The organism is Pseudomonas sp. IPO3747, assembly GCF_013385245.1.
Classification (GTDB): Bacteria; Pseudomonadota; Gammaproteobacteria; order Pseudomonadales; family Pseudomonadaceae; genus Aquipseudomonas; species Aquipseudomonas edaphica.
Genome location: NZ_JACAQL010000006.1, coordinates 1 through 25,852, shown reverse-complemented (window position 1 = coordinate 25,852; position 25,852 = coordinate 1). Strand labels below are relative to the sequence as shown.

Here is a 25,852-nt window from a genome sequence, read left to right as displayed (position 1 = left end):
ACATGATCGTTCCCACGCTCTGCGTGGTAATGCCGCCCCGGACGCTCCGCGTCCTGAAATCAGCGCAATGCGTGACCCCTGCGCAAGGTGACGCAGAGCGTCACAGGATGCATGCCCACGCAGAGCGTGGGAACGATCAACAGGCCCCGGCATGAAAGTCGAACCCCGCCCGCTAATTCCCAGTGATGTGCGCAGCGCGCCTATCGAAGCGATTCGCCCGGTCAATTCACGCCAGGCCACCGCCTTCGAAGCGGTGCTCAAGACCCGCAAGACCCAAACCCGCCGCTCGCTGCGCAGCGACCTCGAAGCCCTCACCAGCGCCGCCGGGGTGGACTCCCTGCTGTTCGGCAGCGCGCGTTCCCTGGAGCTGTTGGAGCATGTGATGGAACACATCCTGCCGAGCCTGGACGCTGAGCCCGAGATCAAGGCCCTGGCCCATGACCTGATCAGCGAAGAGATCGAGATGCGCCGCAACCTCGAACAGCAGCGCTCACAGGTGCATGCCTGATGGCCCGCGATAACGAGGACGCCGTGCAACTGCTCAAGGGCATTGGCGAGCTGTACCGGCGCAATGGTCAGTCCCAGCGCGCGCTGGTGATGTTGCTGATTGCCGTCAGTGTCGCGCCCCACGACTGCGTGCTGTTGCGCGCGCTGGTGCTGGCGTTCACCGACAGTGGCGATGCCACGCGGGCACTCGGCGCCCTCGACCGCCTGGTGGCGCTGGAAGGTGAGTCCGCCAGCCTGTTGCTGCTGCGCGCGCGTGCGCTGTGGTACGGCGAGCGCAAGGACGAAGCGCGCCAGTGCTTCAAACGCTACTTAGCCGCACGCAGGGCCAACCCATGAGCGTACTCAATCGTCTGAACAATGTGGCGCGCATGGCTGCGCAGCGCACTGACGTGATCATCGTCGCGTTTATGCTGATGGCGATTGTGATGATGATCATCCCGCTGCCCACCTACCTGGTGGACATGCTGATCGGCCTCAATATTGCCCTGAGCATCCTGATCCTGATCGTAGCGTTCTACATCGGCCACTCCGTGGAGTTCTCTGCGCTGCCGCCGCTGATTCTGCTCAGCACCTTGTTTCGCCTGTCGCTGTCGATCACCACCACGCGCCTGATTCTGCTGCACGGTGACGCCGGGCATATCGTCAAGGCGTTCGGTGACTTCGTGATTGCCGGGCAAGTGGTGGTCGGCATGGTGGTGTTCCTGATCATCACCGTGGCGCAGTTCGTGGTTATCACCAAAGGTGCCGAGCGCGTCGCGGAAGTGGCGGCGCGCTTTACCCTGGACGCCATGCCCGGCAAGCAGATGAGCATCGACAACGACCTGCGCAATGGCGATATCGACCAGGCCGAAGCCCGCCGTCGGCGCTCGCGCCTGGAGCGGGAAAGCCAGATGTTCGGCGCAATGGACGGCGCGATGAAGTTCGTCAAAGGCGACGCCATCGCAGGGCTGGTGATCCTCGCGGTCAACCTGCTGGGCGGCATGCTGATCGGCATGCTCGAACGCGACATGCCGTTCGGCGTGGCGGTGCACACCTATTCGCTGCTGACCGTGGGTGACGGCCTGATCGCCCAGATCCCGGCGCTGTTGATTTCAGTCGCGGCGGGCACTGTCGTGACGCGCGTCAACAGCGACGGCGAGGCCGGCGACCTGGGCAGCGAGATCATCAAGCAACTGGGCGCCAGCTACCGTGCGCTGGGCCTGACGGCGCTGATCATGATCGGCGTAAGCCTGCTGCCGGGTTTTCCGACCTGGGTATTTATCGGTTTGTCCTTAGCCTTTGGCAGTGCGGCATTTTTGATGTATCGCCGGCAGGCCCGTCAGCCCCAGGGTGAACTTGAAGCGTTGGTGCAAGCACCTGAGCCGGTGGTCGAGGTGCCGGTCGAACAGGATGACAACCTGCTGCCCGACACCCGTGTACTGCTGACCCTCGGCAGCGGCCTGTCCCAAAGCGCGCCGCGCCAGATGCTGCGCCAGCGTGTCGAAGCGCTGTGTCACGACATTCGCACCGAGCTTGGCGTGGACGTACCAGTGCCAGGCATCTACATGGAAGCCAAGGCCACGCCGGGCAGTTTTCGCGTGTCTTTGGAAGGCGTGCCGGTGAGCGAGGGCGAATTGCCGATCAACTGCCTGCTGTTGCAGGACGACCCGGTGCATGTGCAGTTGCTCGATATCGCTACCGTACAAGCCGATTCGCCGCTCAATGGCCGCCCTGCGCACTGGATCGAGCGTCAGCACGAAGACACCTTGCGCAATGCCGGCATCGGCTTTTTGCTGCCTGACGAAGTGCTGCGCGGTGTGCTGGAACGCAGCCTGCGCCGCTATGCCGCGGACTTCCTCGGCATCCAGGAAACCCGTCTGTTGCTCGAGCGCACCGAAGCCACTTACGGCGAACTGGTCAAAGAGGCCCTGCGCTTGGTGCCGCTGCAACGCGTGGCCGAAACCCTGCGCTTGCTGGTCGGCGAAGGCGTGTCGATCCGCAACCAGCGCGCCTTGCTCGAAGCCATGGTGGAGTGGGGCGCGCGTGAAACTGATGCCGGGCGCCTGGCTGAGCATTTGCGTGCAGCGCTGGCGCGGCAGATCAGTCATCAGTATGCGGATCGCAACCGGGTGATCGGCGCACTGGTACTGGCGCCGGGCCTGGAAGACCAGCTTCGTGCGTCCTTGCGTCGCCAGGAGCCGCAGCGCGAGTTGATCCCCGAAGACGTCAGCCGCGCCTTGCTTGCGCAACTGCGTCAGGCTTGCGAGAACACCCGTGAGGCCAACAGCGCCGTGTTGCTGGTGCACCCGGAACTGCGCCGCAGCTTGCGTCGCCTGGTACTGCGCGGCGAGCTGGAACTGGCGGTGCTGTCGTTCCGCGAATTGGCCACCGAGTACAACCTGCAAGCGCTGGTGACCATCAGCCTCACCGATATTTCCAATCGCCGCGCGCCTGCTGCGGCTTCTGTCACTCCCCTGGCGTCTGCCTCATGATGCGTTTTTGTGTGTTGTTACTCGCTTTGATTGCGTGTGCCAGTCAGGCCCAGGACATTGCCCGAGGTGCTGGCGGCTCGATCAACCTGGCGTCCGGTGAAGGGCGCATTTTGCATTTCGTGGCGCCAGTGGATTCGGTGCTGGTGGCCGAACCCAATGTGGCCGACCTGCAAGTGGTGTCGCCCGGCACTATCTATATCTTCGGCAAGGCGCCGGGCAACACCAGCCTGATAGCCCTGGGCAACGACGGCAAACAACTGGCCAGCCTGACGCTTTCGGTCAGCAGTGACAGCCAGGCGGTGACCACGCCGATGCAGACCCTGCACCCCGGCAACGGTGCGCAGATAAGCGGCGCCGGCAACCGCCTGATTGCCAAGGGCACGCTCGGTTCGGTGGCCGAGGCCACCGACCTCAACGCGCTGCTCAACCCTCAGGGCCAAGGTTTCCAGAGCGCGATCAACACCAGCGAATATGCCGGTGCCGCCCAGGTGAACCTGCGGGTGCGCTTTGCCGAAGTGTCGCGTTCCGAGTTGCTGCACTACGGCGTGAACTGGAACGCGATGTTCAATAACGGCACGTTTTCCTTCGGCCTGATCACGGGCGGCCCATTGGCGGCAGCGACGGCCGGTGGCTTGGCGACGGCGGGCACCGGTTCCGGCAATGTGAATATCGATGGCATGCTCGATGCGCTGCAAGCCAATGGCATCTTGCAGATCCTGGCCGAGCCGAATATCACCGCCATGACCGGCCAGACCGCGAGCTTCCTCGCTGGTGGCGAAGTGGCGATCCCGGTGCCGGTCAACCGCGACCTGGTGGGCATCGAATACAAGTCCTTCGGTGTGTCGTTGTTGTTCAACCCGACCTTGCTGCCTAACGGGCGCATCGCCCTGCAAGTGCGCCCGGAAGTCAGCAGCGTGGTCAGCGGCGGCACTGTGGACTTCGGCAATTTCCATGTGCCGTCCTTCAGCGTGCGCCGCGCCGACACGCGGGTGGAAGTCGGCAGTGGGCAGACGTTCGCCATCGCCGGGTTGTTCCAGCGCGAGAGCAGCCAGGACATCGAAAAACTGCCATTGCTGGGCGACCTGCCGATCCTCGGCAACCTGTTTCGCTCCAAGCGCTTCCAACGCAATGAAACCGAACTGGTGATCCTGATTACCCCGTACCTGGTCGAGCCGGTACGCGGTCGCGGTCTGGCCACGCCCCTGGACGCCTTACCGACCACCGCCGCAGCCAGCGGACCGCGCAGCGGCGGGGCGTTCGGTTTCTACATGAATTGACTAAGGGGCCTGCCATGACTGTTTTGCGTGTGTTGATGCTGTTGCCCTTGGTGTTGGTGGGCTGCAAGACCCATTTGGCGCCGACGTATTACTCGCCCGAATACCGCGCCGATGGCGTGCCGAGCCAGTGCCAGCAACCGGCGGCCAAGGATGAGATTGGGTTGGATGAAGACTTCAAACCGACCTTGCCGTTGGGCTGCGCGAACAATTTGAACCTGATGCAGATGGTCGAGCGCAAGCAGGACCTGACCCAGGGCCGCGCGACCGGGCCAGCAATGGCCGCGCCGGTGGGCCGGGCAGCGCAGGTGTATATCGAAGGGTTCGACCGCGAGCAGTTGCAGCGGCGCAAGGACCAGCAGGAAGCCAAGGCCGGCGCTGCAGGAGGCCAGCAATGAGGCCCCAATGTGGGAGCGGGCTTGCTCGCGAAAGCGGCCTCATGGTCGACCACTACCCAACTGAAGCTACCCGGTCTAACTGTGGGAGCTGGCTTGTCGGATCGCCGCACCGCTGCGATAGCGGTGAGTCGGCGTACATATCCGTTGTTGTAGTAACGGCCACTTATGGTTCCGCTCTTACAGCGGCTCACTTTTGGAAAGACCCAAAAGTAAGCAAAAGGTCTTCGCCCCACCACTCGGCACCTCGCTTAGGCTCGGTGTGCCCTCACTCCGGCTTTGGAGCGTGGGCCGCCGCGATGGGCCATCCTTGGCCCAGCGCGGCTAACCCGGCGTCCTGCCGGGTTACCCTCGCTCCAAAGCCTGCGTTCGGCCAGCGTGGTTTAACGGGGCGACTCAGATCAACATCAAAAGCAGATCAAAAGCCAGATCACAAGCCAGATCAAAAGCGGGTTGGTCGTGTATCAGCGCGGGTCCACCAACCCCAGCTCCTTGGCTTGCGCCACCGGATCACTGATCGCTTTGATGCGCTTGGCTTCGGTCACCAACTGTGCCCGCTCAGCCGCCGGAATATCATCCAGCGCCAGCCCGGCAACCTTTTGCTCATACCCCGCCAACACCATCACCAACAGTTCATTACGCTGATGCCGTGGCAAGGCCCGGGGCGATTGGGTGACGGGGGCGATGGTGTCCAGCGCCTGTTGCGATTGCCCACCCAGCGCATAAGCCAGGGCCAGGTTGCAGCGGCTGTCGAGGTTGTCGGGTTGCAGGCTGAGGCTTTGGGCGAAGGCGGTTTGTGCGGCGACGGCCTGGCCGTTCAAGACCTGCGCGATGCCCAGGCGTGTGTAGGCGACCGGCAGGTGGTTGATCTCGGCGGCCTGGCCCAGCGCCGTGACGGCGCGTTGGGTCTTGCCCAGTTGCAACTGCGCGGTGCCAAGGCCGAGCAGGGCGTCGGCGTTGCGGGCGTCCAAACCCAGGGCTTGCTGGAAGGCGCGCTCGGCGCCCGACGCGTCCTTGGCGTCGAGCCTGGCCTGGCCGAGCTTGAGCCACAGGTCGATGCCGGCGCCGGGTTGCTGGGTGGCGCGCTCGTACAGCGCAGCCGCGCTGGCGTAATCGCCGCGCTTGTTCAGGTCGTTGGCCAGTTGCAGGGACTTGTCGGAATCGGTCGCAGGTTTGCTGGAGCAGGCAGCCAACAGCAGGGTACTGGCAAGCAGGAAATTCTTGGTCATCGTCACAACTCGTCGGGCGAAGGCGCAGGCCATGTAAGCATATTTTTCATGGCCATCCTATGCCTGTTCGGCGCCAGTTTGGCCCACGCGGCCGAAGCGCCCGAATGGTTTTCCAAACCCTATGCCTACGTGTTGGTCGACCAGGATGTGCGCGGCGCACTGGAAGAGTTCGGCCACAACCTCGACATCCCCGTGGTGCTCTCGGACAAGGTGCGCGGCAAGGCGCGCAGCACGATTCGCGCCGCCAGCGCCGGTGAGTTCCTGCAAACCCTGTGCAACACCAACGGCCTGACCTGGTACTTCGACGGCAACCTTCTGTACCTCAACGCCAACGATGAGATCGGCACAAAACTGTTCAAGGCCAGCGCATTGAACCTCGACCAATTGCAGGCTTACCTCAACACCCTTGATGTGTTCGGCCAGCAGCTGTCGATGCGCAATGGCCCCGAAGGCGATGAAGTGTTCGTGTCCGGGCCACCGCCGTACCTGGCGCTGGTGCAACAGCACGTCGATCACCTGCAACCCAACGCCGTGGCCGCCCCGGTGGCCCGCGAGCGGGGTGTGCGGGTGTTTCGCGGCGCGCAAGTCAGTACCGAAACCCCAACCCAGTAAAGGAGCAGCACCATGTCCGTAACGGCCGTAGACAGCAACCTCGCCCCCGGTGGCGCCAGCCCTGAAGCCAAGTTCAATGCCGCGGTGGATAACGCCAAGGCCGCCGACAAACCGGCGGACACCTCGGACGCCGACGACGCCAAATTCAACGATGCGTTGATCACCCAGGCCGTCACCATCGGCGGCCAGTTCATCATCATGCCGAAGATGCAAGAACTGCTGAACGACGCCATGTCCGATGACGACGACGAGTAGGAGGCCCCTATGACTATCAGTCTCGCCGCCGGCGCCACGGCCTTGCCGCCGTCCGCCGGTGCGGGGCCCGCCGGGGTCTCGCAGAACCTGTTCGAACACATGGCCAACACCGCCAAGGGCATGCCCGAGGGCGCCAGCCCGCACCAGATCGGTTCGGGCTTGATGGAGCGCATGAACAGCTTTATCGACCGTTCGCGAGCGTTCTCCGAGCGTGCGGATTTGCTCACCAACAACCCCTCGGCGCCGCCACCCGCGCAGGCCGAAATCCGCACGGCCAGTGCTTCTCCCCAGGCTGAGTCGGGAAAAAAAGTCGGCGAGCAGCAGGTCGACCAGATCGTCCATTCCCTGGGCAAGATGTTCGACTACTCCATCGAAACCCAGATGGTGGTGCGCGGTGCAACGCAGATTTCCGGCTCCGCCAACACGCTGCTCAAGGGTCAATAACGCCATGCCAAGCCCAAACCGCGCCCTGCGCCTGTTGCTGATCGGCCTGCTGGCCAGTCTGTTGCAGGCGTGCAACACCGACCTCTATACCAACCTCAGCGAGCGCGATGCCAACGCCATGGTCGCGGTGCTGCTGCGCGGTGGTATACCGGCGGAGCGCAAGACCCAGGACAACGGCCAGCTCAAAGTGGTGGTCGACGAGGAGCGTTTCGCCGAAGCCATGACGCTGCTCGACAACGCCGGCCTGCCGCAACAGAGCTTTTCCAATATGGGCCAAGTGTTCAAGGGCAACGGCCTGGTGTCGTCGCCGGTGCAGGAGCGCGCGCAGATGATCTATGCGCTGAGCGAGGAGCTCTCGCATTCGGTGTCGCAGATCGACGGCATCGTCGCTGCGCGCGTGCATGTGGTGCTGCCCGATAACGACCTGCTCAAACGCGTGATTTCACCCTCGTCGGCCTCGGTACTGGTGCGTTACGACCCGGGTACCGACATCAATACGCTGATCCCGCAGATCAAGACGCTGGTGGCCAACGGCATTTCCGGCCTGAGCTACGAAGGCGTTTCGGTCACGGCGATCAAGGCAGCTGTCGCCATCAGCCAGAACCCGGCACAACCACGGCTGGCGCGCTTTATGGGCTTGTGGATGCTGGAAGACAACGTGCCTCAGGCGCGTTTCATGTTCGGCACGTTGTTGCTGATTGCGCTTGGCGCCCTCGGTGTATTGGCACGCCAGCAGTGGGCGCGGCGCCAGTCCCAGGCGCTGTATGTGCTCAAGGAGGGTGAATGAGTTTATTCGAACGCTGGCAGGGGTTGATCGCCGAGCCTTTGCAGTTTGTGCGCGGGCCTAGCCTGGGCGCGTGTTTTGCCGCTGAGCTGCCAGATGACGTGTTGCAGGCCATGCAGGCCCAGCCACGTTTTCGCCCGCGCCTGCAGCAGTTGCTGGTCAAGCACTACCAGTTGGCGCCGATCGAGCAATTGGTCACGCCGTTGGCGGCCGACCTGCCGGTGTTGCTGCTGTCGCCTGCGCAATTTGCGCGCCTGCCGAGGTTATGCGGGGCTATCTGGCACGGCGCAACCTTGAGCCGTGAGATCCGCCGCGAGGTGGTCAATGAGCTGCGTGAAGGCCTCGGCGCCGAGGTCTTTGTGGCCGCCCTGGCTCTGCGCCAACTGGGGGGCGCGGCGGATCTGCTGCGTGAACCGGCCGAGTTGATCGAAGCCATCGACCGTGACGGCCTTGGCTGTGTCGCCGCCTGGCTGCAGGCCCAGCACGCTGACTGGCAAGGCTGGCTGCGCTTGCGTTTTGACTTTCCCCAGGGCTACAGCGCACGCGTGCCGCGTGACCTGGAAATCGTCCAGGCCGCCGCTGCTTGCCTGCTGGCCGAGGAGGTTGCCCCATGAATGAACTACCGAGCCGTCCGGCTGCGCGTATTTTGCGGGCCGAAGAAGCCGCGTTGTGGACCGACGGTTTTGCCTTCCTGCAAGCGGCCAAAGACCAGGCCGAACAGATCAAGGCCGACAGCGACCAGTGGCTGCACGCCGCCCGCGCCGAGGGCTTTGAAAGCGCCCGGCAGGCCGGTGCCGAGCAGGTCGCGCAATTGCTGGTGCAGACCCAATCCCAGGTGCAGCACTACCTGAGCAGCCTGGAGACTTCGCTGGCCGATTTGGCGTTGGGCATCGTGCGTGAAGTGCTGGGCGAATTGGATAACGCCGAGCGCGTCGTGCGCTGCACCCGCCAAGCCCTGAGCGCGTTTCGCCAGGACCAGGCACTGACACTGTGGGTGCCACCCGCCGAGGTCGACGCATTGCGCCAACGCCTTAAGCTTGAAGGCTTGGCGCTTGCAGTGGACGCCGATGAACAGCTTGGCGCCGGCCAGGCACGCCTCAGCAGCCCGGCCGGCTCGGTGGAGCTGGGCCTGGACGCGCAATTGCAAACCCTGCGCCGCAGCTTGCTGCCCTTTGCCGAAGAAGGTGTGGCATGAACCTGGAGCAGTTGCTGCCACGCCTGACTGAGCGCCTGGCCCAGGCGCGCCCGCGACCAATGCACGGCACCGTGCTGAGCATTCGCGGCGTGCTGCTGCGCGCCAGCGTGGCCGGTGCGAGCATTGGTGAGCTGTGCCAATTGCGCGATCCCGGCAGCAGCCGCAGCTTGAGTGCCGAGGTCATTGGTTTTGATGGTGACGAGGCGATTCTGTCGCCCATCGGCTCGATGGAAGGGTTGTCGACCCGCACGCAGATCACCGCCACCGGCGAAACCCTCGGCGTGGCGGTCGGTGATGCGCAGTTGGGGCGTGTGATCAGCCCTATGGGCGATTCTCTCGACGGTGATGGCCTGCCACTGACTCTGGCCCTGAAAAGCTATCCGCTGCACACCGAGCCTCCGGCACCGTTTTCGCGGCAGCTGATCGTGCGCTCCATGGCCTTGGGCATCCGCTCCATCGACGGCTTGCTGACCTTGGCCCAGGGCCAACGCATGGGCATCTTTGGCGAGCCAGGCGTGGGCAAATCGTCGCTGCTTGCCAGCATCATCCGTAACAGCGAAGCCGATGTGATTGTGATCGGCCTGATCGGCGAGCGGGGCAGGGAGGTGCGCGAGTTGCTCGACGTGCAACTCGATGCCCAGGCGCGCGCGCGCACGGTGGCGGTGGTCGCCACCTCGGATCGCCCGGCGGCCGAGCGTGTACGTGCCGCGTTCGTCGCCACCACCCTGGCCGAATACCACCGTGACCAGGGCCGCAATGTATTGCTGCTAATGGACAGCCTCACGCGTTTTGCCCGCGCCCAGCGCGAAATTGGCCTGGCCGTGGGCGAGCCACCGACCCGTCGCGGTTACCCGCCGTCGTTCTTCTCGGCGTTGCCACGCCTGCTCGAACGCGCCGGCCCCGGCCCTACCGGCAGTATTACCGCGCTTTACACCGTGCTCACTGAAGGCGATGCCGCGAGCGACCCGGTGGCCGAGGAAGCGCGTTCGATCCTCGACGGGCATATCGCCCTGAGCGCCGAGTTGGCCCAGCGCAATTACTTCCCGGCGGTGGACGTGCTGCGCAGTCGCAGCCGCTTGATGGAGCAGGTCGCCGGGGAGGAGCACAAGCGCCTGGCCATGCGAATCCGTGAGCTGATGGCGCGCTACGGCGAAATCGAAATGCTGATCCGTGTGGGCGAGTACTCCGCCGGCAGCGACCCGCTGGCGGACGAAGCCATTGCACGCCACGCCGCCATCGAAGCATTCCTGCGCCAGAACGCGGGCGAGCCCAGCAACCTGGAACAGACCCTGATGCACATGCGCCAGGTGTTGGCATGAGCCGCGCAATCGAGATACACGCAAAACCCTGTGGGAGCTGGCTTGCCTGCGATAGCGGTGGGTCAGTCAGCCCTGTTGTGACTGATACACCGCTATCGCAGGCAAGCCAGCTCCCACAGTCGATCTTCGCTGATCCGGAAACGGTAGTCGCTGGCATTAGAAAGGAGAACGCCCAATGAAAACCGACCAACTGCGCACCCTGCAAACCTTGCGGGTACTGCGCGAACAACGTGCTGCCAGCCAACTGGCCGCCCAGCAGCAACGCTGCGAGCAGACCCATGGCGTGTTGACCGATGCCAAGGAGCAACTGCGCCTGCACCGTGAGGCAATTGCCGAGGAAGCCCGTCAGGTGTACGCCTCGCTCACCGAGGGCTTGTCGGTAGCCAGTTGGCAGGCGGCTCAGGACCGTTTGCGTGGGCTGTCGGATGACCAGCAGCAGTTGGAAAACGACGTGAGCCACGTGTCCACCACCCTGCAAAGCCAGGAGCGTGAGCGCGACCTGTTCCGCCAGGAACGCCTGAGCCGCCAGCGTCAGTCCGATGCCTGGCAGAGCCTGCTGGAAGGGCGTGAAAGCGATGAGCGCCGCGTCGGTGAACTGCGTGATGAAGGCACCGGCACATGATTGCAGCCCTTGCCGACCCGCTGTCGCCATGGTTGACGCACTACGACCCGGCCTTGCTGGCGCTGCATAACCAACTGCACCGGCGCCGCCGCGCCTGGCGGGGCCGCTGCGCCGGGCAAGACCTGCGCGTGAACTGGGCCGCTGAACCGCAGCCGCTTGATGCGGCACGCGAGGTGCTGCTGTTGCTTGGTCGCGCGCCAGTGCGTTTGCGGCTGTCGGCTGCGGCATTGGAGCAGGTGTTGGTGCCGCTGGCGTTGCAGTTTGACGTGCAACTGCTGCCGGCGCTGCCGCGTGCATTGCTGCTGGAACTGGCGGTACTGGACCTGATCGAGCGTCTCGAACCGCTGCTGGGTCAGCCGCTGCAATTGCTCGAAGCGCCGCAAGACCAACAGCCTTATGCGCTGCACCTGGCGCTGGAATTGTCCTTCGCCAACCAGCCTGCCACGCACGCGCAACTGGACCTGAGCGAAGGCGCCGCCGTGTTGTTGGCGCAGTTGCTGGATCAACACGCCCAGCTTGAGCCGGACCCATTGCCCGACCTGCGCCAGAGCCTGGCGCTGCTGGCCGGGCAGCAGCACTTGAGCCTCGGTGAGCTGCGCAGCCTGCGCCCCGGCGATGTGCTGATGCTCGAACCCGGCCCGGGTTTGCTGCTGGAGCTGGCGGGTCGCCTGCAGGCCCGCTGCCAATACCAGGGTGAAGTCTTGCGCTTGCAGGAAGCCTTGCAAGCACCTCTTTTGCAGATGGAGAACACGATGACTGATGTTGATGCGGCTGCGGCCCTGGATGATCTGCCGCTCAAACTGGTGTGCCAGGTCGGCAGCCTGGAATTGACCCTGGCGCAACTGCGTGAACTGGGCGCCGGCAGCTTGTTGCAGTTCAATACACCCGGCGTGGACAGCGTCGATTTGATGGTCAACGGGCGCCGTGTCGGCCAGGGCCAATTGGTGAAAATCGGTGACGGCCTGGGTGTGCGCCTGCTGAGTTTCGCCACCCCATGACCGGTTATCAGCCCAACCTGATCGAGATCATCCTGGTCGTTGCGACGATCGGGCTGATCCCGTTGGCGGTGGTGACACTCACCGGTTTCATGAAGATCTCGGTGGTGCTGTTCCTGATCCGCAACGCCCTCGGTGTGCAGCAGACCCCGCCGAACCTGGTGCTGTACGGCATCGCGCTGATCCTCTCGGTGTATGTGACCACGCCGTTGATTGGTGACATGTACCGGCAAGTGGAGGGCCGCGACCTTAATATCGAGCATGTGGAGCAGCTCAAGGATCTGGGCGATGCGCTGCGCCCGCCCTTGCAGGCGCATTTGAAGCGCTTTGCGAACGAGTCCGAGCGCGGTTTTTTTGTGCAGGCCACCGAGACCATCTGGTCGCCGGAGGCGCGGGCCGACTTGCGCGACGATGACCTGGTGGTGTTGATTCCGGCGTTCGTCAGTTCGGAACTGACGCGGGCCTTCGAGATCGGCTTTTTGCTCTATATCCCATTCCTGGTGGTGGACTTGCTGGTGTCCAACGTGCTGATGGCGATGGGCATGTCGATGGTTTCGCCGAACCTGATTTCGATCCCGCTGAAGATCTTTTTATTCGTGTCCTTGAGCGGCTGGTCGCGCTTGATGCACGGTTTGATTCTGAGTTACGGCTGAGGCACGACCCATGGGCCAGGATGTGTTCCTGTCATTGATGAAACAGGCACTGATGACGGTGCTGATGCTCTCGGCGCCGGCGCTGGGCGTGGCGATTATCGTGGGTTTGAGCGTAGGGCTGTTCCAGGCGCTGACGCAGATCCAGGACCAGACCCTGCCGCAGGTGGTAAAGCTGGTGGCGGTATTGCTGACCATCGTGTTTCTCGGCCCGGTATTGGCCGGGCAAGTCGCGGAACTGGGTGGCCAGGTGCTGGACAACTTCCCGATGTGGACGCGCTGACCGCCCATGGATGCCAGCCTGACCGCGCAGTTCCTGGAAGTCGCCTATCCGGTGATCAGTTCTGCCTCGCTCGCCGCCTGTCGAGCCATGGGCGTGGTGGTGATCACCCCGGCGTTCAACCGCCTGGGCCTCACCGGCATGATTCGCGGCTGTGTGGCCGTGGCGATTTCCATCCCGATGTTCTTTCCGGTGTTCGATGCGCTGACCCACATGCCCGAACACGGCAGCGTGTTTATCGCCGGCTTGCTGATCAAGGAGTTCTTGATAGGCATCCTGATCGGCTTGCTGTTCGGCATTCCGTTCTGGGCGGCGGAAGTGGCGGGGGAGTTGATCGACCTGCAACGCGGCTCGACCATGGCGCAGCTGGTGGACCCGCTGTCCACCGGCGAGTCGAGCGTGATGTCGACCTTGCTCACGGTGATGCTGATCACGCTGTTCTTTATGTCCGGCGGTTTTATCCTGATGGTCGACGGCTATTACCACAGTTACCAGTTATGGCCGGTGACCGCATTTACGCCGGTATTTGCCAGCTCCGCGTTGCTGGCGGTGCTGTCGATCCTCGACCAGATCATGCGGGTTGGCGTGCTGATGGTCTCGCCGTTGCTGATCGCGTTGCTGGTCACCGACTTGATGCTTGCGTACCTGTCGCGGATGGCGCCGAACCTGCATATTTTCGACTTGTCGTTGCCGGTGAAAAACCTGTTTTTCTCGATTCTGATGGTGATCTACATCGGCTTTTTGATCCCGCTGATGCTCGACCAACTGGCCGAGTTTCGTGGCACCGTCGAGCTGCTTAAAACCCTGGCGGGCATGGAGTAGCCCATGGCCGATACCAGCGAAGAGAAATCCCAGCCGGCCACGGACAAAAAGCTCAGCGACGCGCGCAAAAAAGGCCAGGTCGCCAAGAGCCAGGACCTGGTGTCGGGCATGGTCATTTTGTTCTGCACCCTGTGCATCTCGATTCTGGCGCCACGGGCCATGGCCCAGGTGACGGCGCTGATCGACCTGACCGCGCAAATCTATATCGAGCCGTTCGCCACCGTGTGGCCGCGGGTGCTGGACCATGCCGAGCAGTTGATCATCGGTATTACCCTGCCAGTGATGGCGGTGACCACCGGGGTGGTGATCCTGACCAATATCATCACCATGCGCGGCTTTGTGTTCTCGGTAGACCCGATCAAGCCGGAGTTCAAGCGCATCAACCCGGCGGAGGGCATGAAGAAGATCTTCGCCCTGCGTAACCTGGTGGAGTTCATCAAGGGGTTGGTCAAGGTGCACGTGTTGGCGATTGCGTTCTATGTGGTCGGCAAGCACGCGCTGCAGGCGCTGATGGAGTCTTCGCGCTGTGGCGCCGAATGCATGGAGTCGACGTTTTTCCTGGTGCTCAAGCCGCTGGTGTTTACCGTGCTGTGCGCCTTTATCACCGTGGGCGCCGTTGACGTGTTAATGCAGCGTTGGCTGTTCGGCCGCGACATGAAAATGACCCGCAGCGAAACCAAACGTGAACGCAAGGACATCGACGGCGACCCGCTGATCAAGAGCGAGCGCCGGCGCCAGCGCAATGAAATGCAGGCACTTGCGACCAAGCTGGGGTTGGGCCGTGCGTCGATGATGATCGGGACTACCGATGGCTGGGTGATTGGCGTGCGCTATGTGCGCGGCGAAACGCCGGTGCCAGTGATTGTCTGCCGCGCCGCGCCGGAGGAGGCGTTGCTGATGTTGCAGGAGGCTTATGATTTAGGCATCCCGCATGCGCCGGACCGGGCCTTGGCGGCGGAGATTGCGCGCAGAACCGTACCCGGTGACCCGGTGCCCGACGCCTCATTCCAGGCCGTGGCGGATTGGCTGGTCGCCGCCCGCCTGATCTGACCCAACACACCACTCAGCCGTTACCCAAATGACGGATATATACCCACCCCATTACCGATGCTGAAACCGCGGCAACGCAGCAATCCGCAACTTAGGTTCCTGCAACCGCGCCAAGTCAGCAGCAATCTGCGCCCGCCAAAAATGCGCCCCCGCCAACTGCGCATCCACCCACGCCTGGCGCAGCAGCACCTTGGCCTTGTCAACCGAACCATAGTGACCTTGGCGCAAGATCAGTTGCGCCTTGATCCGCAACATCTGCGGCACAAACCAGCGTTCATGATGGCCAATCGCCAATTGCAGCGTATCTTCCAACACCTCCAAAGCCAGTTTTTCCAGGCCCAGGCGCGCCAGGCCCAAGGCGTATTCACAGCGCAGCAGGCTGTAGAGCTGGCTGTCGCCCTGGCTTTGCAGGTGGTGCAAGGCTTCACCCAGTTGCGGCACGCCCGTTTCCGGTGAGCCCTCGCGGATCAGCAGGATGTTCTCGAAGCACAGGCGAAATTGCCGCCAGATCGGCAAGTCCTGGAGCGTAGTGCTGCTTTGCAGCAGGCCCAGGTAATAGCGCACCTGCGGCAGGTTGGACGCCAACAGCGCCAGCGGCAGTGCGCCCAGGCACAGGGTGTACCAGAGGGTGGCGGGGTGGTCGAGGCTGATGGCATCGTCGACGCAGCTGGCGATCAGGCGCAGCGCCGGGTCGACGTCGCCTTCGAGCAATTGCACCTTGGCCTTGAGACAACGGGCGGCAATGCGTTGGTCAAAATGCACGTCGATGATGTGCGAGCGCGGTGCCGACGGCGAGCCAAGCGCTTCATCGATGTTTTGCCGCGCGCCCAGCAGGTCGCCCATATGAAACAGCGCCACGGCGCGCATGCGTTTGCCGAGCAATTGCTGATTACCGCCGCTGTTGAGGGCGATATAACGCTCGGCCAGTTCCAGGGCTTCAGTGTATTGGTTGCAGCCGCAGCGGTCGGTCCACAGGCCCCACAAGGCGCGCATTTTGTGTTCGGCATCGCCCAGGTCGCGGGCATCTTCGCGGACTTGGCGCCAGGCTTCGCGCATTTCCGCGCCGGTGCCGTAGGTCAGCATCAGCACGCTGGCCAGGGCGGTTTGCAGCAGCATGCGCTGACGCACGGCCAAGGGTGCAACGGCGTCGCTGGCCAGGCCCTTGTCGACCCAGGTTCGGCATTCACTGACCCGCGACAGGCGCAACCATAACGGCACGCCGCCCAGGGTCAGTTCGATGGCCAGGGGCAGCTCGCCGCTGGCGGAATAGGCCCAGTCCAGAGCCGAGCGAATGGTGCTGCTTTCGGGGCCGTAGAGGGCGATCCAGGTGTCTGGCGACAGGCCGTCCAGGGTTTGCCCGGCTTCTTGCAATACGCCGAGGGCATAGTGGGCGTGGCGTCGGCTGGTGGCATTGACTTCGCCGTGTTCTTCGAGCTTTTCCAGGGCATAGGCGCGGGTGGTTTCCAGCAGGCGATAGCGTTTGAGCAACTGCGCCTCACCGGCGATCAGCAGCGATTTGTCCATCAGGCTTTCGAGCAACGGCAGGGCGTTGCGTGGGTCCAGGCTGCTGCTGGCGGTCATGGCCTTGACCGCATCCAGGGTGAAGGAGCCAGTGAACACCGCCAGTTGGCGCAACATGGCCTGCTCGTCACCACTGAGCATCGAGTAGGTCCAGTCCAGCGTGGCACTGAGGGTGCGATGGCGGGCGAGGGCGGTGCGTCGGCCGGTCATTTGCAGGCGGAAACTGCCGTCAAGCAGGCCGACCAGGTCCTGGACGCCAAAGGTCCGTACCCGGGCCGCGGCGATTTCGATGGCGAGCGCGTTGCTGTCGAGTTTGCGGCAGATGGCGCAGACGGCTGCCACGTCGGTGTCGTTGAACACAAAGTCGGGGTCGAGGGCGCGCACGCGCTCGACAAACAGGCGCACGCCGGACCAGGCCATTGCCTCACTGGCGTTGAGGCGGGTGCCTTCGTCGGGCACTTCCAGTGGCGCCAAATCATGCACCCGCTCACCGTCGGCGCGCAGTGGTTCGCGGCTGGTGGTCAGTACATAACATTGTGGGGCGCAGCGCAGCAGGGTCTCCACCGCGTCGGCGGCGGCCGGCAGTACGTGTTCGCAGTTGTCCAGTACCAGCAGCAGACGGCGTTCGGCCAAGGCGGCGGCGATGGTCGGCAGCGGTTCAGTGCTGACGGTCTGGATCCCCAGGGCGCTGGCGAGCATACCGGCCACCCATTGCCCGCTGGTGGCGGGCGCCAGGTCGACGAAGCAGGTGTCGAGCTTGGATTCATGCGCCAGCCGCTGCGCCACGGCGGTGGCCACGGTTGTCTTGCCGATGCCGCCGGGGCCGGTGAGGGTGACGAAGCGCTGGCTGAGCAACTGCTCGGCAAGGCTTGAAATCAAGCTGTCACGGCCGATGACCTCGCAGGACGGCACTGGCGGCGCGGGCTCCTCGGTGCGTGCGCAGAGCACCGGCAGGCTTTCTTCGCCGGCGGTTTGCACGGTCACCGGCGCCACAAAGCGATAACCACGCCCCGGCACGGTGACGATATAGCTGAAGTTGCCATCGTCGCCCAGTGCCCGGCGCAATGCGACGATCTGTGCACGCAGGTTGCATTCCTCCACCACCACCTTGGGCCAGGCGAAGGCGATCAGCTCGGTCTTCTCCAGCAATTCACCGGCGCGGGTCGCCAGGGCGATCAACAGGTAGAGGGCGCGACTCCCCAGGCTGACCGGCTCGCCGTTACGCAGCAGCACGTGCTGCCTGGCCAGTAACAGGAAGGGGCCAAAGCCCAGGACATTCTCGGCGGCTGCCGGGGTCGGGTGATCGGCGTCCATCAAGGACACCGCGTGGTTCTTGCTCGAGCTCATCAAATCGTCCTTTTTATAGTCGGGCTTGTTATTGGCGATCAGGCCATTCGCCCTTTTTGGGGTACAGATGTGCAGCAGCAGTCTTGGAAAGTTGATGTCGATCAAAACGTTGGAAAGGCCGCCCTCCTTTGGGGCGTAGTCGTTGTTATGGGCGTATCACAGCGCATGTCCCGGAGGATGAGACTGTCGCAAAGCTGAAACATTTTATTACCAGAAACCCTGATAAAGCAGAATGTATGCCAGTTGGCATGTACCAAAGATGACAACAACCATATGAAATTTATGGTGATTTTTAGGGTCGTTGGCGACCGGCGAATGCCTTCGTTCGGAAACACGAATATTTCTAATTGTGTCGTTCGGGATGCCGACTAAAACGCTGGCGTTTTGGCGGTGGTTTATTGGCTTTGTATTACAAAGTATCCCCGCACCACCTTGATACATCGGCATGACGTTCTGGCGTGTCGGCGACACAGAGCGGATACACGCCTGGCTTTAACTCTGTTCACCAGCTGGCGCAGGCGGTCACCCACCGCCACACGCGCCCTGGCCACACTCAGTCAAGCCAGGAGATACACCGATGAAGCGACCCTACGCGGCCCTTGCGGCCACTTTCGCCCTGTCCCTCAGCGCCTTTGCGGCGATGGCTCATGCCGACGACGCCAAGCCCCAGGAAAAATGCTTCGGCGTCGCCCTCGCCGGTGCCAACGACTGCGCTGCCGGTAAAGGCACCTCGTGCGCCGGTACCGCCACCGCCGATTACCAGGGCAACGCCTGGGTATTGGTCGACAAGGGCACCTGCACCCAGATCAAGACGCCCAAAGGCTTCGGCAGCCTGACGGAACAGCCGTGATCCAGCGCCTGTTGCCCCAAGCGCTGCTGTTGCTGGTGGCCCGGCTGGGCATCGCAGCGGTGTTCTTCCTGTCGGGACGCACCAAGGTCAGCGGATTTATGAGCCTCAAACCGTCGACCTACACCTTGTTCCGTTCGGAATACGCCTTGCCGCTGATCCCGTCGGACTGGGCCGCGCACCTGGCGACCTACGCCGAACACCTGTTTCCGCTGTTGCTGCTAGTGGGCCTGCTGACGCGCCCGGCGGCCGCCGCGCTGCTGGGCATGACCCTGGTGATCGAGGTGTTCGTATACCCCGAGGCCTGGCCGACGCACCTGACCTGGGCGGGCCTGTTGCTGCCGCTGCTGGCCTATGGCGGCGGGGCGTGGTCGCTGGATCGCCGCCTGTTCGGCAAACCTTAACAACCCTGATGGAGATACCCGATGCGCATGCTTTCTTCTTTGGCCATGGCCATGGCCCTGACTGTCCCCGTGCTGGCCCAGGCGGCCGATACACCGCAGCCCGGCACCGGCAAAAGTGTGGTGATCGTGCCCGGCTCGTTTGTCGACGGTTCCGGCTGGCGTGTGGTGCACGACATCCTGATTCACAAGGGCTACAAGGTCACCGTGGTGCACCAGGGCCACGAAAACCTCGCGGCGGATGTGGCCGAGGCGCGTGAAGTGCTGGAGCAACAAGTCGGCCCCGTGGTGTTGGTGGGCCACAGTTCCGGTGGCGCGGTGATCTCGATTGCCGGCGACCGCGACAAGGTCAAGTCGATGGTCTACGTCTCGGCGCTGCAGCCGGAAGTGGGCGAGAACATGGCCCAGTTGATCGGCTCGATGCCGGCGCCCAGCGATGACATCAAGCAGAGTCGCGACGGCCACCTGTTCTTTGATCGCAGCAAATACAACGCCGATTTTGCCGCCGACCTGACCCCCAACCGCACCGACTTCATGGCCGCCTCCCAAGTGCCGGCTACCACCGCCTTGTTCGGCGGCACCGTGTGGGCGGCGACGTGGCACAAAAAGCCGACGTATGCCGTGGTGTCCACCGAAGACCGTGCGCTCAGCCCCGCGCTGCAACGCTGGATGTACCAGCGCGCGGGTTCCAAGGTCACCGAAATCAAGGCTAGCCACTTGGTGTACATCTCCCAGCCTGAGGCTGTGGCGAAGGTCATCGAAGACGCGGCTTCCGTTATCAAATAATCCCTCTCACCCCACACAAGACCTCAAAAGGAAATAACCATGAACACTGCACTTAAATCCCGTCTGAGCCTCGCCGCCGCCGCCGCCCTGATTGCCATGGCGTCGGCGTCATTCGCCAGTGCCGCCAGCGCCGCCGACCAGCAGGAAAAGCCCGGCCGATGCTACGGCGTCAACAGTTGCAAGGGCGAAAGCCTGTGCGCCACCGCCAAGCACGACTGCAAGGGCCTCAACAGTTGCAAGGGCGAGGGCGTGATCGTCAAGACGCCGTCTGAATGCCTCAAGGCCGGTGGCACGTTGACTGAGCCGAAATAACGCCTTCCTGTGGCGAGCAAGCTTGCTTGTGCAGCGCCTCCAGAAACGGGCGACTGCTGCGCAGCCGAGCGGGAGCAAGCTCCCTCGCCACAGTTTTTGCTGGAGTACCGATGATGCCGACATTTAACCCGCGCTTTTCCGGCTATGGCCTGGGGCTGCGCAAGGAGCATTACTGCGACTTCCTGGAAACCTTGGTGCCCGTGGATTTTGTCGAAGTGATTTCTGAGAATTTTATGGTCGCAGGTGGGCAACCACGGCACATCCTGCGCCAGATTCGCGAGCGTTACCCGGTGGCGCTGCACGGGGTGTCGATGTCGATCGGCACGGCCGAAGGGCTGGACCCGGAGTACCTGCGGCGTCTCAAAGCGCTGGTGGATGAGGTGGAGCCGCTGTTTGTCTCCGACCACCTGAGTTGGTCGCGCAGCGGGGGGTTCAATGCCCACGATTTGTTGCCGGTGCCCTATACGGACGAGGCTCTGGACCGCGTTTGCGCCAATATCCACCAGGCCCAGGAGGTGTTGGGCCGCACGCTGCTGGTGGAAAACCCGTCCAGCTACCTGGCGTTTGACGGTGCCAGCATGAGCGAATGCGCATTTATCGCCGCTATGGCCGAGCGCACGGGGTGCGAGTTGCTACTGGACGTCAATAATGTGTTTGTCAGTGCCAGCAATCATGGCTTTGATGCCCTGGCCTTTCTCGAAGGCATTCCCGCTGAGCGCGTGCGCCAGATTCACTTGGCCGGCCATAGCCAGGGCCGTGAGCTGTTGATCGACAGCCACGACAGCCCGGTGTGCGCCGGGGTTTGGGATTTGTATGCCAAGGCCATAGCGCTAATCGGGCCGGTGGCCACGATGATTGAGCGCGATGATGCCATCCCGCCGCTGGCCGAATTGCTTGAGGAGCTGTCAATGGCGCGGGCTTTGGGGCTGGCGCAATGAACCTGGCGCAGTGGCAGCAGGCATTTCACACGTGGCTGGTGAGTGCGTCGGATGATTCGGCCCGACTGTTGGGCGACCGGCACGCAGGCCTGGCGGTGTACCAGAACAACTATCGCGCGCAGCTGGTGGGTTGCCTGGAACAGGCGTTTCCGATTGTGCGACGTTGGCTGGGAGAGGAGGCGTTTCTGGCGGCCAGCATTACCCATATCGACCAGCAACCCCCGCATGCCTGGACCCTGGATGCGTATCCCGAAGGGTTTTACGCGACCTTGAAGACCGTATTGCCGAATAACCCGGATGTGCATGAACTGGCCTGGATCGAGTCGGCGCTGAATGAGGCGTTTGTCGCCGCCGATGCGACGCCCTTGCCGTTGCAAGCCCTGGCCGAGCTGGATTGGGACAGCGCCGTTTTGCGCCTGACGCCGTCGTTGCGCTGCCATGGGCTGACTACCAATGCTGAGGCTATCTGGTCGGCACTGTGGCAAGACGCGCTTGCGCCGCAGGCAATGATGCTGGAACAGGCAGGTGGATTGTTAGTGTGGCGGCGTCAGTACACCTCACGTTTACGTCAGGTCAGTGCGTTGGAGCTTGAGGCCGTGTTGCACCTGCAGGCCGACGGCAGCTTTGCCGGGCTGTGCGAGTTTCTGGTGGCGCGCCTGGGTGAAGAGGCGGGAGTGGCCCAGGCCGGTGAATACCTGGCCGGGTGGTTAGGCAGTGAGTTGATCGTTGACCCTGTGGCGAGCGGGCTTGCCCCGCGTTGGAGTGCGAAGCACTCCCAGTGAAGCCACCTCGGGTATTCCTGACGGACCTGGTCAGCCAGGTTTTGGGGCCGCTTCGCAGCCCAACGCGGGGCAAGCCCGCTCGCCACAACAAGCCAGTTCTCCACTACAGCCCCGTTCGCAGCGAAGGTCTGGATAGTCTTAGCCATCCAAACATGAAAATTCGGACAGCCAGGCAATCGGCCACTGAAAAAAATTCGCGCAACCCTTAATCTAAGGGCCTTTGTCACCTGTGCGGATTGTTCATGTCTTCTGTTGCCGATGGGCTGCCTTCCAATAAACGCTTGCCGGCGGTGATCGCCTTGTCTTTGGGCATTGGCATGGCAACCCTGGACACCGCCATCGTCAATACGGCGCTGCCGACGCTGGCACAAGGTATCGGCACTGATTCGGCCTCGGTTATCTGGGTGGTGAACGCCTACCAGTTGGCGATTATCGCCACGGTGCTGCCGTTCGCGTCGCTCAGTGATGTGCTCGGTCACCGGCGCGTGTACCTCGGCGGCTTGCTGCTGTTTATTGTCTCGTCGCTGTTTTGCGGGTTGGCCGGTTCTTTGCTCACCCTGACTGCCGCGCGGGTGGCCCAAGGGCTCGGGGCGGCGGCGGTGATGAGTGTCAACACGGCGTTGTTGCGGCATATCTACCCGTCAAAAATGCTCGGGCGCGGCCTGGGCTATAACTCGCTGGTGGTGGGGTTGGCCTTCACGCTGGGGCCGACCGCCGCGTCGGCGATTCTGTCGGTGGCGAGCTGGCATTGGCTGTACCTGATCAACGTGCCGCTGGGGCTGCTGGCCCTGGGGCTGGGCCTGCGGTCATTGCCGACACTGCCGTTGACCGGTCACGCGTTCGATCGGTTTTCGGCGCTGTTGTGTGCTGGTCTGTTCGCGCTGTTGGTGCTGGGGCTGGGCACGGCGGTGCATGGCGCCCAAGGCACACTGACCCTCGGTTTGATTGCGCTGGCGATGGTGTGCGGCGCATTGCTGTTGCGCCGTGAAGCCGGTCACCCGGCGCCGATGCTGGCCGTGGACTTGTTCAAGCGCCCGGTGTTTGCGCTGTCTTCTCTCACGGCCATCTGTGCGTTCAGCGCCCAGGGCCTGGCCTTTGTATCGCTGCCGTTTCTGTTGCAGGCGGTGCTGGGGCACAGCCAGGTGGCAACCGGTTTTTTGATGACGCCGTGGCCTGCCGTGGTGGCGGTGATGGCCCTGGTGGCGGGGCGGCTGGCGGATCGTGTGTCGCTGGGCCTGTTGTGCGGCATCGGTTTGCTGATGCTCAGCGCGGGCATGGCGGCGTTGGCGACCTTGGGCAGCGGCGCCAGCGCCTTCGATATTGGCTGGCGCATGGCCTTGTGCGGCGCCGGTTTCGGTTTTTTCCAGTCACCCAACCTCAAGGCGATCATGACCAGCGCGCCGTTGGCCCGCAGCGGTGGGGCCAGTGGCATCGTCGCGATTTCACGTTTGCTGGGGCAAACGCTGGGGGCGTCGTTGGTGGCGTTCTGCTTTCACCTCTCCCTGGGCAGCGGCCCGCAATACGCGCTGTGGCTGGGCTGTGGGTTTGCGCTGGTGGGCAGTGTGGCCAGTGGGCTGCGCTTGTTGCCGTATAAACACAAGGTTTAGCCCTTGTAAAACACGCGGCGGCAACGCTAACGTGGCGGCCTGAATATTTCGGGATGTTTCAGATTTATGTCCAGCCTGGCTCTACGCACTGCTGATACCACCTCCCGACGTGCCGCACTGACCCTCGCGTTATGCCTGCCCAGTGATGTGTTGCTCTACTTGCTGCTGCCCATGGAATCCCAGGCCTTTGGCATCACCCTGGCCCAGGCCGGGGTGTTGCTCGCAGCCAACCGCCTGGTGCGGATTTTCGGCTACCGCCATGTGTTGAATTTCTACGCCCGTAATGGCGACCGGCTGACCTGCATGATTGCCGCCGGTGCCGCCACGGTGTGCGCCTTGGGCAACTCGATGCTGTCAGGTTTTGCCGCTTTGTTGGGGCTGCGGCTGATCTGGGGCCTGTGTTTTGCCGCGCTGAACCTGTCGACCCAAGTGTTGGCCACCTCTGAGCCTGCGGGCGCGGCGCGCAGGGCAGGGCGCTCCAGGGCGGTGATCGCCCTCGGGCCGATGCTGGCGCTGCCGCTGGGGGGCTGGCTGACCCTGTGGGCCGGGCCGCGACCTATCTTCATGATTCTGGCCGGCTGCTGCCTGGCGGGCGTGTGGGTGGCACGTGGTTTGCCGACCGCCGGGCATGATTTGCACAGCACCGGGCGCCGCTTCAAGTGGCCGGACAGCGTGGCGGTGTGGTCGTTTATCGAAGGCGTGGCGTTGGACGGGCTGTTTATCTTTGGCCTGTCGATCCAGGCGCAGAAGATTCTTGGCGGCGATGCGGTACTGATCGCCGGCGGCCTGATGGCACTGCGCTATGCCTCGGAGATGCTTCTGAGCCCGCTGGGTGGGCGTGCGGCGCAGCGTTTTGGTGCCACCTCGATGCTGCTGTTGTTTTCGTTCTTGAGTGCCTTGGCGCTGACGGCATTTGGCAGTTATTGGGTGATCGTCGGCGCGGCCGCGGTGCTGGTGCTGCGCGCCTTGCAATTGCCGTTGGTGACCACTTTGGTGGCTGAGCGCAACCCTGGTTCGATGCGCGTTTCGGCCCTGGCCTCCAACGCGGTGTGGCGCGATGTCGGCGCTGGCCTTGGGCCGCTGATGGCGGGGTTGCTGCTACCGGTGGCGTCGGCGCCGTGGGTGTTCGGTCTGGCAGGCGCGGCGATTGCCGTCAGCGCCGTGTTCTGCTGGCGCGCGAAGGTTTCCAACTGATTATGGGTTTTTGAAGCCTTCCAGCCAGGCGGGGTCGAAGCGGGTTTGGTCGGTGTCGATGCCCAGTGCCTGCATTTTCGCCCTATGGGCTTCCATCTCGCCGACCAGTTGCGCCTGGGCGCTGGAGTTGGCGTCCAGGTCATGCATCTGCGTCAGGCCCAAGTGGTAAAAACGCAGCACTTTGAGGGCAGTGGGGTCGTTGGCCTGTGCGCGGTCCTTGAGGGTGTGCATCACATTGGTCACGCGCATCAGGTTGCGCTTGAGCTGCCAGCCGTACACTGCAGGCGCCAGCCATGGTTGGGTCCAAAATGGGCCGCGCACCAGGGCGACGGTGATCAGCACCCCGGCGAATACGCCGCCGATGTTGAAACGCAAATTATCGCCGCCGGGTTCGCCGAACAGCATCACCGCCAGGGTTGATAGCAGCATGGCCAGGGCCATGAACAGCACGGCGATGATCAGCGTGCTGCGGCGGGTTTGTTGGCGGAAGGTTGCGGGGTCGCAGGGTTTGAGCTCGAACATCCGGGTCAGGTCTCAAGAAAGGCGGGGTGGCATCTTCGCATGCTTTGGGCAAACAAGTTGAACGATGGCTTGGGGTGGTTTCTCTAAATCTGTATAGCCCTTTTGAGGTAAGCCATTATGTCTGAGTACAAGCAACCGCCGCCGGGTACACCTGACCCTGACCGTACGCCGGGAGAGGAGGAGCGTGACAACGATGCGTTGCGGCCCAATGACCCGGCCGAGCGTCAGGACGAAGATGATGTGGAGCGGGTTGAGGAAGACCTGGAAAACCTGCATGACAGGGCGCGCCCGCTATAGGTTCAGGAGGTGACTGTGAGTAATCATCCGAAAGGCCCGGGTTCGGGCGAGCATGCCAGCGGCGAGAATGAGTTGGGGTTTGATCCTGATTCGCCTGATGTGTCGGACCCGCAGGTTGATCCTGTTGGGCCGGCGATTGCGCCGTTGGATAAGGACAAGGAGCAGCGGAAAAAGGTGGATTATGATCCGTTGGGGGATCTTAAGAAGCCTAGGTGATGTCGGCGCTTTTGGTGTACATATCCGTTGCTGCGGTAACGGCGGCTTATGGTTCCGCTCTTACAGCGGGTCACTTTTGGCAAACGCCCGGAATGCCGGCCCAGCCAAAAGTAACCAAAAGGTCTTCGCCCCACCACTCGGCACCTCGCTAATGCTCGGTGTGCCCGCACTCCGGCTT

The 25,852-nt window shown here is 63.1% G+C and carries 31 protein-coding genes; 28 read left to right on the top strand and 3 right to left on the bottom strand.

Going from position 1 to position 25,852, the window contains the following annotated elements; translation table 11 throughout:
- The first annotated feature begins 151 nt into the window (after positions 1–151).
- From HX790_RS10555 to HX790_RS10535, 5 genes are read left to right on the top strand one after another with little or no spacing between them, the layout of a single operon-like run.
- Positions 152–508 (top strand): hypothetical protein, encoded by a 357-nt coding sequence (locus HX790_RS10555; protein WP_099550522.1) that lies wholly within the window; start codon positions 152–154, stop codon positions 506–508.
- Positions 508–843, top strand: a complete 336-nt coding sequence (locus tag HX790_RS10550) for a lipopolysaccharide assembly protein LapB (RefSeq protein ID WP_017137566.1) — start codon at positions 508–510, stop codon at positions 841–843. The genes HX790_RS10555 and HX790_RS10550 overlap by 1 nt, the downstream gene beginning before the upstream one ends.
- The gene (gene sctV / locus HX790_RS10545; RefSeq protein ID WP_017137567.1) at positions 840–2,978 is read left to right on the top strand and encodes a type III secretion system export apparatus subunit SctV; all 2,139 of its coding nucleotides are present in this window, start codon (positions 840–842) and stop codon (positions 2,976–2,978) included. The genes HX790_RS10550 and sctV overlap by 4 nt, the downstream gene beginning before the upstream one ends.
- Positions 2,975–4,255, top strand: a complete 1,281-nt coding sequence (locus HX790_RS10540; protein ID WP_138449212.1) for a type II and III secretion system protein family protein — start codon at positions 2,975–2,977, stop codon at positions 4,253–4,255. The genes sctV and HX790_RS10540 overlap by 4 nt, the downstream gene beginning before the upstream one ends.
- Before the next feature lie 14 nt (positions 4,256–4,269).
- Complete coding sequence (locus HX790_RS10535; RefSeq protein WP_017137569.1) at positions 4,270–4,650, top strand: hypothetical protein; 381 nt, start codon at positions 4,270–4,272, stop codon at positions 4,648–4,650.
- Between the two features lie 461 nt (positions 4,651–5,111).
- On the opposite strand, the gene HX790_RS10530 is transcribed toward HX790_RS10535, so the two are convergent.
- On the bottom strand, positions 5,112–5,876 hold the full coding sequence (locus tag HX790_RS10530; protein WP_017137570.1) for a tetratricopeptide repeat protein: 765 nt from the start codon (positions 5,874–5,876) through the stop codon (positions 5,112–5,114).
- A 48-nt stretch (positions 5,877–5,924) separates the two neighbouring features.
- Here HX790_RS10530 and HX790_RS10525 point away from each other — a divergent pair, with 48 nt between their 5' ends.
- From HX790_RS10525 to HX790_RS10465, 13 genes are all read left to right on the top strand, one after another.
- Positions 5,925–6,488: a hypothetical protein gene (locus tag HX790_RS10525; protein ID WP_017137571.1), complete on the top strand. Its 564-nt coding sequence runs from the start codon at positions 5,925–5,927 to the stop codon at positions 6,486–6,488.
- Positions 6,489–6,500: 12 nt separating this feature from the next.
- The gene (locus tag HX790_RS10520) at positions 6,501–6,743 is read left to right on the top strand and encodes a hypothetical protein (RefSeq protein WP_017137572.1); all 243 of its coding nucleotides are present in this window, start codon (positions 6,501–6,503) and stop codon (positions 6,741–6,743) included.
- Between the two features lie 9 nt (positions 6,744–6,752).
- Entirely contained in the window at positions 6,753–7,187 is a 435-nt protein-coding gene (locus HX790_RS10515; RefSeq protein ID WP_099550517.1) for a hypothetical protein, read from the top strand.
- A 4-nt stretch (positions 7,188–7,191) separates the two neighbouring features.
- On the top strand, positions 7,192–7,974 hold the full coding sequence (sctJ, locus tag HX790_RS10510; protein WP_017137574.1) for a type III secretion system inner membrane ring lipoprotein SctJ: 783 nt from the start codon (positions 7,192–7,194) through the stop codon (positions 7,972–7,974).
- Positions 7,971–8,585: a hypothetical protein gene (locus HX790_RS10505; protein ID WP_017137575.1), complete on the top strand. Its 615-nt coding sequence runs from the start codon at positions 7,971–7,973 to the stop codon at positions 8,583–8,585. Before sctJ ends, HX790_RS10505 begins: the two co-directional genes overlap by 4 nt.
- Complete coding sequence (gene sctL / locus HX790_RS10500; protein WP_017137576.1) at positions 8,582–9,166, top strand: type III secretion system stator protein SctL; 585 nt, start codon at positions 8,582–8,584, stop codon at positions 9,164–9,166. Before HX790_RS10505 ends, sctL begins: the two co-directional genes overlap by 4 nt.
- Positions 9,163–10,485 carry a FliI/YscN family ATPase gene (locus tag HX790_RS10495; RefSeq protein WP_017137577.1) on the top strand — a complete coding sequence of 441 codons (1,323 nt, stop codon included), beginning with the start codon at positions 9,163–9,165 and terminating at the stop codon, positions 10,483–10,485. The genes sctL and HX790_RS10495 overlap by 4 nt, the downstream gene beginning before the upstream one ends.
- A 175-nt stretch (positions 10,486–10,660) precedes the next feature.
- Positions 10,661–11,107, top strand: coding sequence for a hypothetical protein (locus tag HX790_RS10490; RefSeq protein WP_017137578.1), 447 nt, complete (start codon positions 10,661–10,663; stop codon positions 11,105–11,107).
- Entirely contained in the window at positions 11,104–12,105 is a 1,002-nt protein-coding gene (sctQ, locus tag HX790_RS10485; RefSeq protein WP_176991517.1) for a type III secretion system cytoplasmic ring protein SctQ, read from the top strand. The genes HX790_RS10490 and sctQ overlap by 4 nt, the downstream gene beginning before the upstream one ends.
- Positions 12,102–12,755, top strand: a complete 654-nt coding sequence (sctR, locus tag HX790_RS10480) for a type III secretion system export apparatus subunit SctR (protein WP_017137580.1) — start codon at positions 12,102–12,104, stop codon at positions 12,753–12,755. Before sctQ ends, sctR begins: the two co-directional genes overlap by 4 nt.
- 10 nt (positions 12,756–12,765) lie before the next feature.
- The gene (locus HX790_RS10475; RefSeq protein ID WP_016969171.1) at positions 12,766–13,035 is read left to right on the top strand and encodes an EscS/YscS/HrcS family type III secretion system export apparatus protein; all 270 of its coding nucleotides are present in this window, start codon (positions 12,766–12,768) and stop codon (positions 13,033–13,035) included.
- Positions 13,036–13,041: 6 nt separating this feature from the next.
- The gene (sctT, locus tag HX790_RS10470; protein WP_169988229.1) at positions 13,042–13,854 is read left to right on the top strand and encodes a type III secretion system export apparatus subunit SctT; all 813 of its coding nucleotides are present in this window, start codon (positions 13,042–13,044) and stop codon (positions 13,852–13,854) included.
- Between the two features lie 3 nt (positions 13,855–13,857).
- On the top strand, positions 13,858–14,904 hold the full coding sequence (locus HX790_RS10465) for an EscU/YscU/HrcU family type III secretion system export apparatus switch protein (protein WP_099550512.1): 1,047 nt from the start codon (positions 13,858–13,860) through the stop codon (positions 14,902–14,904).
- Positions 14,905–14,955: 51 nt separating this feature from the next.
- On the opposite strand, the gene HX790_RS10460 is transcribed toward HX790_RS10465, so the two are convergent.
- Positions 14,956–17,772 carry a winged helix-turn-helix domain-containing protein gene (locus tag HX790_RS10460; RefSeq protein ID WP_176991516.1) on the bottom strand — a complete coding sequence of 939 codons (2,817 nt, stop codon included), beginning with the start codon at positions 17,770–17,772 and terminating at the stop codon, positions 14,956–14,958.
- A 577-nt stretch (positions 17,773–18,349) separates the two neighbouring features.
- Here HX790_RS10460 and HX790_RS10455 point away from each other — a divergent pair.
- The 8 genes from HX790_RS10455 (at position 18,350) to HX790_RS10420 (ending at position 24,639) form a co-directional block, all read left to right on the top strand.
- Positions 18,350–18,622: a DUF2282 domain-containing protein gene (locus HX790_RS10455; protein WP_017137583.1), complete on the top strand. Its 273-nt coding sequence runs from the start codon at positions 18,350–18,352 to the stop codon at positions 18,620–18,622.
- On the top strand, positions 18,619–19,023 hold the full coding sequence (locus tag HX790_RS10450; RefSeq protein ID WP_017137584.1) for a DoxX family protein: 405 nt from the start codon (positions 18,619–18,621) through the stop codon (positions 19,021–19,023). The genes HX790_RS10455 and HX790_RS10450 overlap by 4 nt, the downstream gene beginning before the upstream one ends.
- Before the next feature lie 21 nt (positions 19,024–19,044).
- Entirely contained in the window at positions 19,045–19,806 is a 762-nt protein-coding gene (locus HX790_RS10445) for an alpha/beta fold hydrolase (protein ID WP_176991515.1), read from the top strand.
- Between the two features lie 39 nt (positions 19,807–19,845).
- On the top strand, positions 19,846–20,118 hold the full coding sequence (locus HX790_RS10440; RefSeq protein WP_017137586.1) for a hypothetical protein: 273 nt from the start codon (positions 19,846–19,848) through the stop codon (positions 20,116–20,118).
- A 113-nt stretch (positions 20,119–20,231) separates the two neighbouring features.
- Positions 20,232–21,056, top strand: coding sequence for a DUF692 domain-containing protein (locus HX790_RS10435; RefSeq protein ID WP_170040719.1), 825 nt, complete (start codon positions 20,232–20,234; stop codon positions 21,054–21,056).
- Positions 21,053–21,838, top strand: a complete 786-nt coding sequence (locus HX790_RS10430) for a DNA-binding domain-containing protein (RefSeq protein WP_176991514.1) — start codon at positions 21,053–21,055, stop codon at positions 21,836–21,838. Before HX790_RS10435 ends, HX790_RS10430 begins: the two co-directional genes overlap by 4 nt.
- Positions 21,839–22,080: 242 nt before the next feature.
- Positions 22,081–23,445, top strand: a complete 1,365-nt coding sequence (locus HX790_RS10425) for an MFS transporter (protein ID WP_099550509.1) — start codon at positions 22,081–22,083, stop codon at positions 23,443–23,445.
- 66 nt (positions 23,446–23,511) lie between these two features.
- Positions 23,512–24,639, top strand: a complete 1,128-nt coding sequence (locus HX790_RS10420; RefSeq protein ID WP_017137590.1) for an MFS transporter — start codon at positions 23,512–23,514, stop codon at positions 24,637–24,639.
- On the opposite strand, the gene HX790_RS10415 is transcribed toward HX790_RS10420, so the two are convergent.
- Positions 24,640–25,161: a DUF3087 domain-containing protein gene (locus tag HX790_RS10415; protein ID WP_138454153.1), complete on the bottom strand. Its 522-nt coding sequence runs from the start codon at positions 25,159–25,161 to the stop codon at positions 24,640–24,642. It lies immediately after the preceding gene.
- Between the two features lie 117 nt (positions 25,162–25,278).
- On the opposite strand from HX790_RS10415, the gene HX790_RS10410 reads away from it, so the two are divergent.
- Together HX790_RS10410 and HX790_RS10405 are read left to right on the top strand one after the other, a co-directional pair.
- The gene (locus tag HX790_RS10410) at positions 25,279–25,458 is read left to right on the top strand and encodes a hypothetical protein (RefSeq protein ID WP_099550507.1); all 180 of its coding nucleotides are present in this window, start codon (positions 25,279–25,281) and stop codon (positions 25,456–25,458) included.
- A 15-nt stretch (positions 25,459–25,473) separates the two neighbouring features.
- On the top strand, positions 25,474–25,674 hold the full coding sequence (locus tag HX790_RS10405; RefSeq protein ID WP_169988239.1) for a DUF6021 family protein: 201 nt from the start codon (positions 25,474–25,476) through the stop codon (positions 25,672–25,674).
- Positions 25,675–25,852: the final 178 nt, after the last annotated feature.

Coding starts and splice junctions, on each gene's coding strand:
- HX790_RS10530 (WP_017137570.1), bottom strand. CDS start 5,876: ATGACCAAGAATTTCCTGCTTGCCAGTACCCTGCTGTTGGCTGCCTGC.
- HX790_RS10410 (WP_099550507.1), top strand. CDS start 25,279: ATGTCTGAGTACAAGCAACCGCCGCCGGGTACACCTGACCCTGACCGT.
- HX790_RS10515 (WP_099550517.1), top strand. CDS start 6,753: ATGACTATCAGTCTCGCCGCCGGCGCCACGGCCTTGCCGCCGTCCGCC.
- HX790_RS10505 (WP_017137575.1), top strand. CDS start 7,971: ATGAGTTTATTCGAACGCTGGCAGGGGTTGATCGCCGAGCCTTTGCAG.
- sctR (WP_017137580.1), top strand. CDS start 12,102: ATGACCGGTTATCAGCCCAACCTGATCGAGATCATCCTGGTCGTTGCG.
- HX790_RS10490 (WP_017137578.1), top strand. CDS start 10,661: ATGAAAACCGACCAACTGCGCACCCTGCAAACCTTGCGGGTACTGCGC.
- HX790_RS10475 (WP_016969171.1), top strand. CDS start 12,766: ATGGGCCAGGATGTGTTCCTGTCATTGATGAAACAGGCACTGATGACG.
- HX790_RS10435 (WP_170040719.1), top strand. CDS start 20,232: ATGCCGACATTTAACCCGCGCTTTTCCGGCTATGGCCTGGGGCTGCGC.
- sctQ (WP_176991517.1), top strand. CDS start 11,104: ATGATTGCAGCCCTTGCCGACCCGCTGTCGCCATGGTTGACGCACTAC.
- HX790_RS10535 (WP_017137569.1), top strand. CDS start 4,270: ATGACTGTTTTGCGTGTGTTGATGCTGTTGCCCTTGGTGTTGGTGGGC.
- HX790_RS10540 (WP_138449212.1), top strand. CDS start 2,975: ATGATGCGTTTTTGTGTGTTGTTACTCGCTTTGATTGCGTGTGCCAGT.
- HX790_RS10550 (WP_017137566.1), top strand. CDS start 508: ATGGCCCGCGATAACGAGGACGCCGTGCAACTGCTCAAGGGCATTGGC.
- HX790_RS10555 (WP_099550522.1), top strand. CDS start 152: ATGAAAGTCGAACCCCGCCCGCTAATTCCCAGTGATGTGCGCAGCGCG.
- HX790_RS10425 (WP_099550509.1), top strand. CDS start 22,081: ATGTCTTCTGTTGCCGATGGGCTGCCTTCCAATAAACGCTTGCCGGCG.
- sctT (WP_169988229.1), top strand. CDS start 13,042: ATGGATGCCAGCCTGACCGCGCAGTTCCTGGAAGTCGCCTATCCGGTG.
- HX790_RS10495 (WP_017137577.1), top strand. CDS start 9,163: ATGAACCTGGAGCAGTTGCTGCCACGCCTGACTGAGCGCCTGGCCCAG.
- HX790_RS10455 (WP_017137583.1), top strand. CDS start 18,350: ATGAAGCGACCCTACGCGGCCCTTGCGGCCACTTTCGCCCTGTCCCTC.
- HX790_RS10430 (WP_176991514.1), top strand. CDS start 21,053: ATGAACCTGGCGCAGTGGCAGCAGGCATTTCACACGTGGCTGGTGAGT.
- sctV (WP_017137567.1), top strand. CDS start 840: ATGAGCGTACTCAATCGTCTGAACAATGTGGCGCGCATGGCTGCGCAG.
- HX790_RS10440 (WP_017137586.1), top strand. CDS start 19,846: ATGAACACTGCACTTAAATCCCGTCTGAGCCTCGCCGCCGCCGCCGCC.
- HX790_RS10525 (WP_017137571.1), top strand. CDS start 5,925: ATGGCCATCCTATGCCTGTTCGGCGCCAGTTTGGCCCACGCGGCCGAA.
- HX790_RS10465 (WP_099550512.1), top strand. CDS start 13,858: ATGGCCGATACCAGCGAAGAGAAATCCCAGCCGGCCACGGACAAAAAG.
- HX790_RS10460 (WP_176991516.1), bottom strand. CDS start 17,772: ATGAGCTCGAGCAAGAACCACGCGGTGTCCTTGATGGACGCCGATCAC.
- HX790_RS10445 (WP_176991515.1), top strand. CDS start 19,045: ATGCGCATGCTTTCTTCTTTGGCCATGGCCATGGCCCTGACTGTCCCC.
- HX790_RS10415 (WP_138454153.1), bottom strand. CDS start 25,161: ATGTTCGAGCTCAAACCCTGCGACCCCGCAACCTTCCGCCAACAAACC.
- HX790_RS10520 (WP_017137572.1), top strand. CDS start 6,501: ATGTCCGTAACGGCCGTAGACAGCAACCTCGCCCCCGGTGGCGCCAGC.
- HX790_RS10420 (WP_017137590.1), top strand. CDS start 23,512: ATGTCCAGCCTGGCTCTACGCACTGCTGATACCACCTCCCGACGTGCC.
- sctL (WP_017137576.1), top strand. CDS start 8,582: ATGAATGAACTACCGAGCCGTCCGGCTGCGCGTATTTTGCGGGCCGAA.
- sctJ (WP_017137574.1), top strand. CDS start 7,192: ATGCCAAGCCCAAACCGCGCCCTGCGCCTGTTGCTGATCGGCCTGCTG.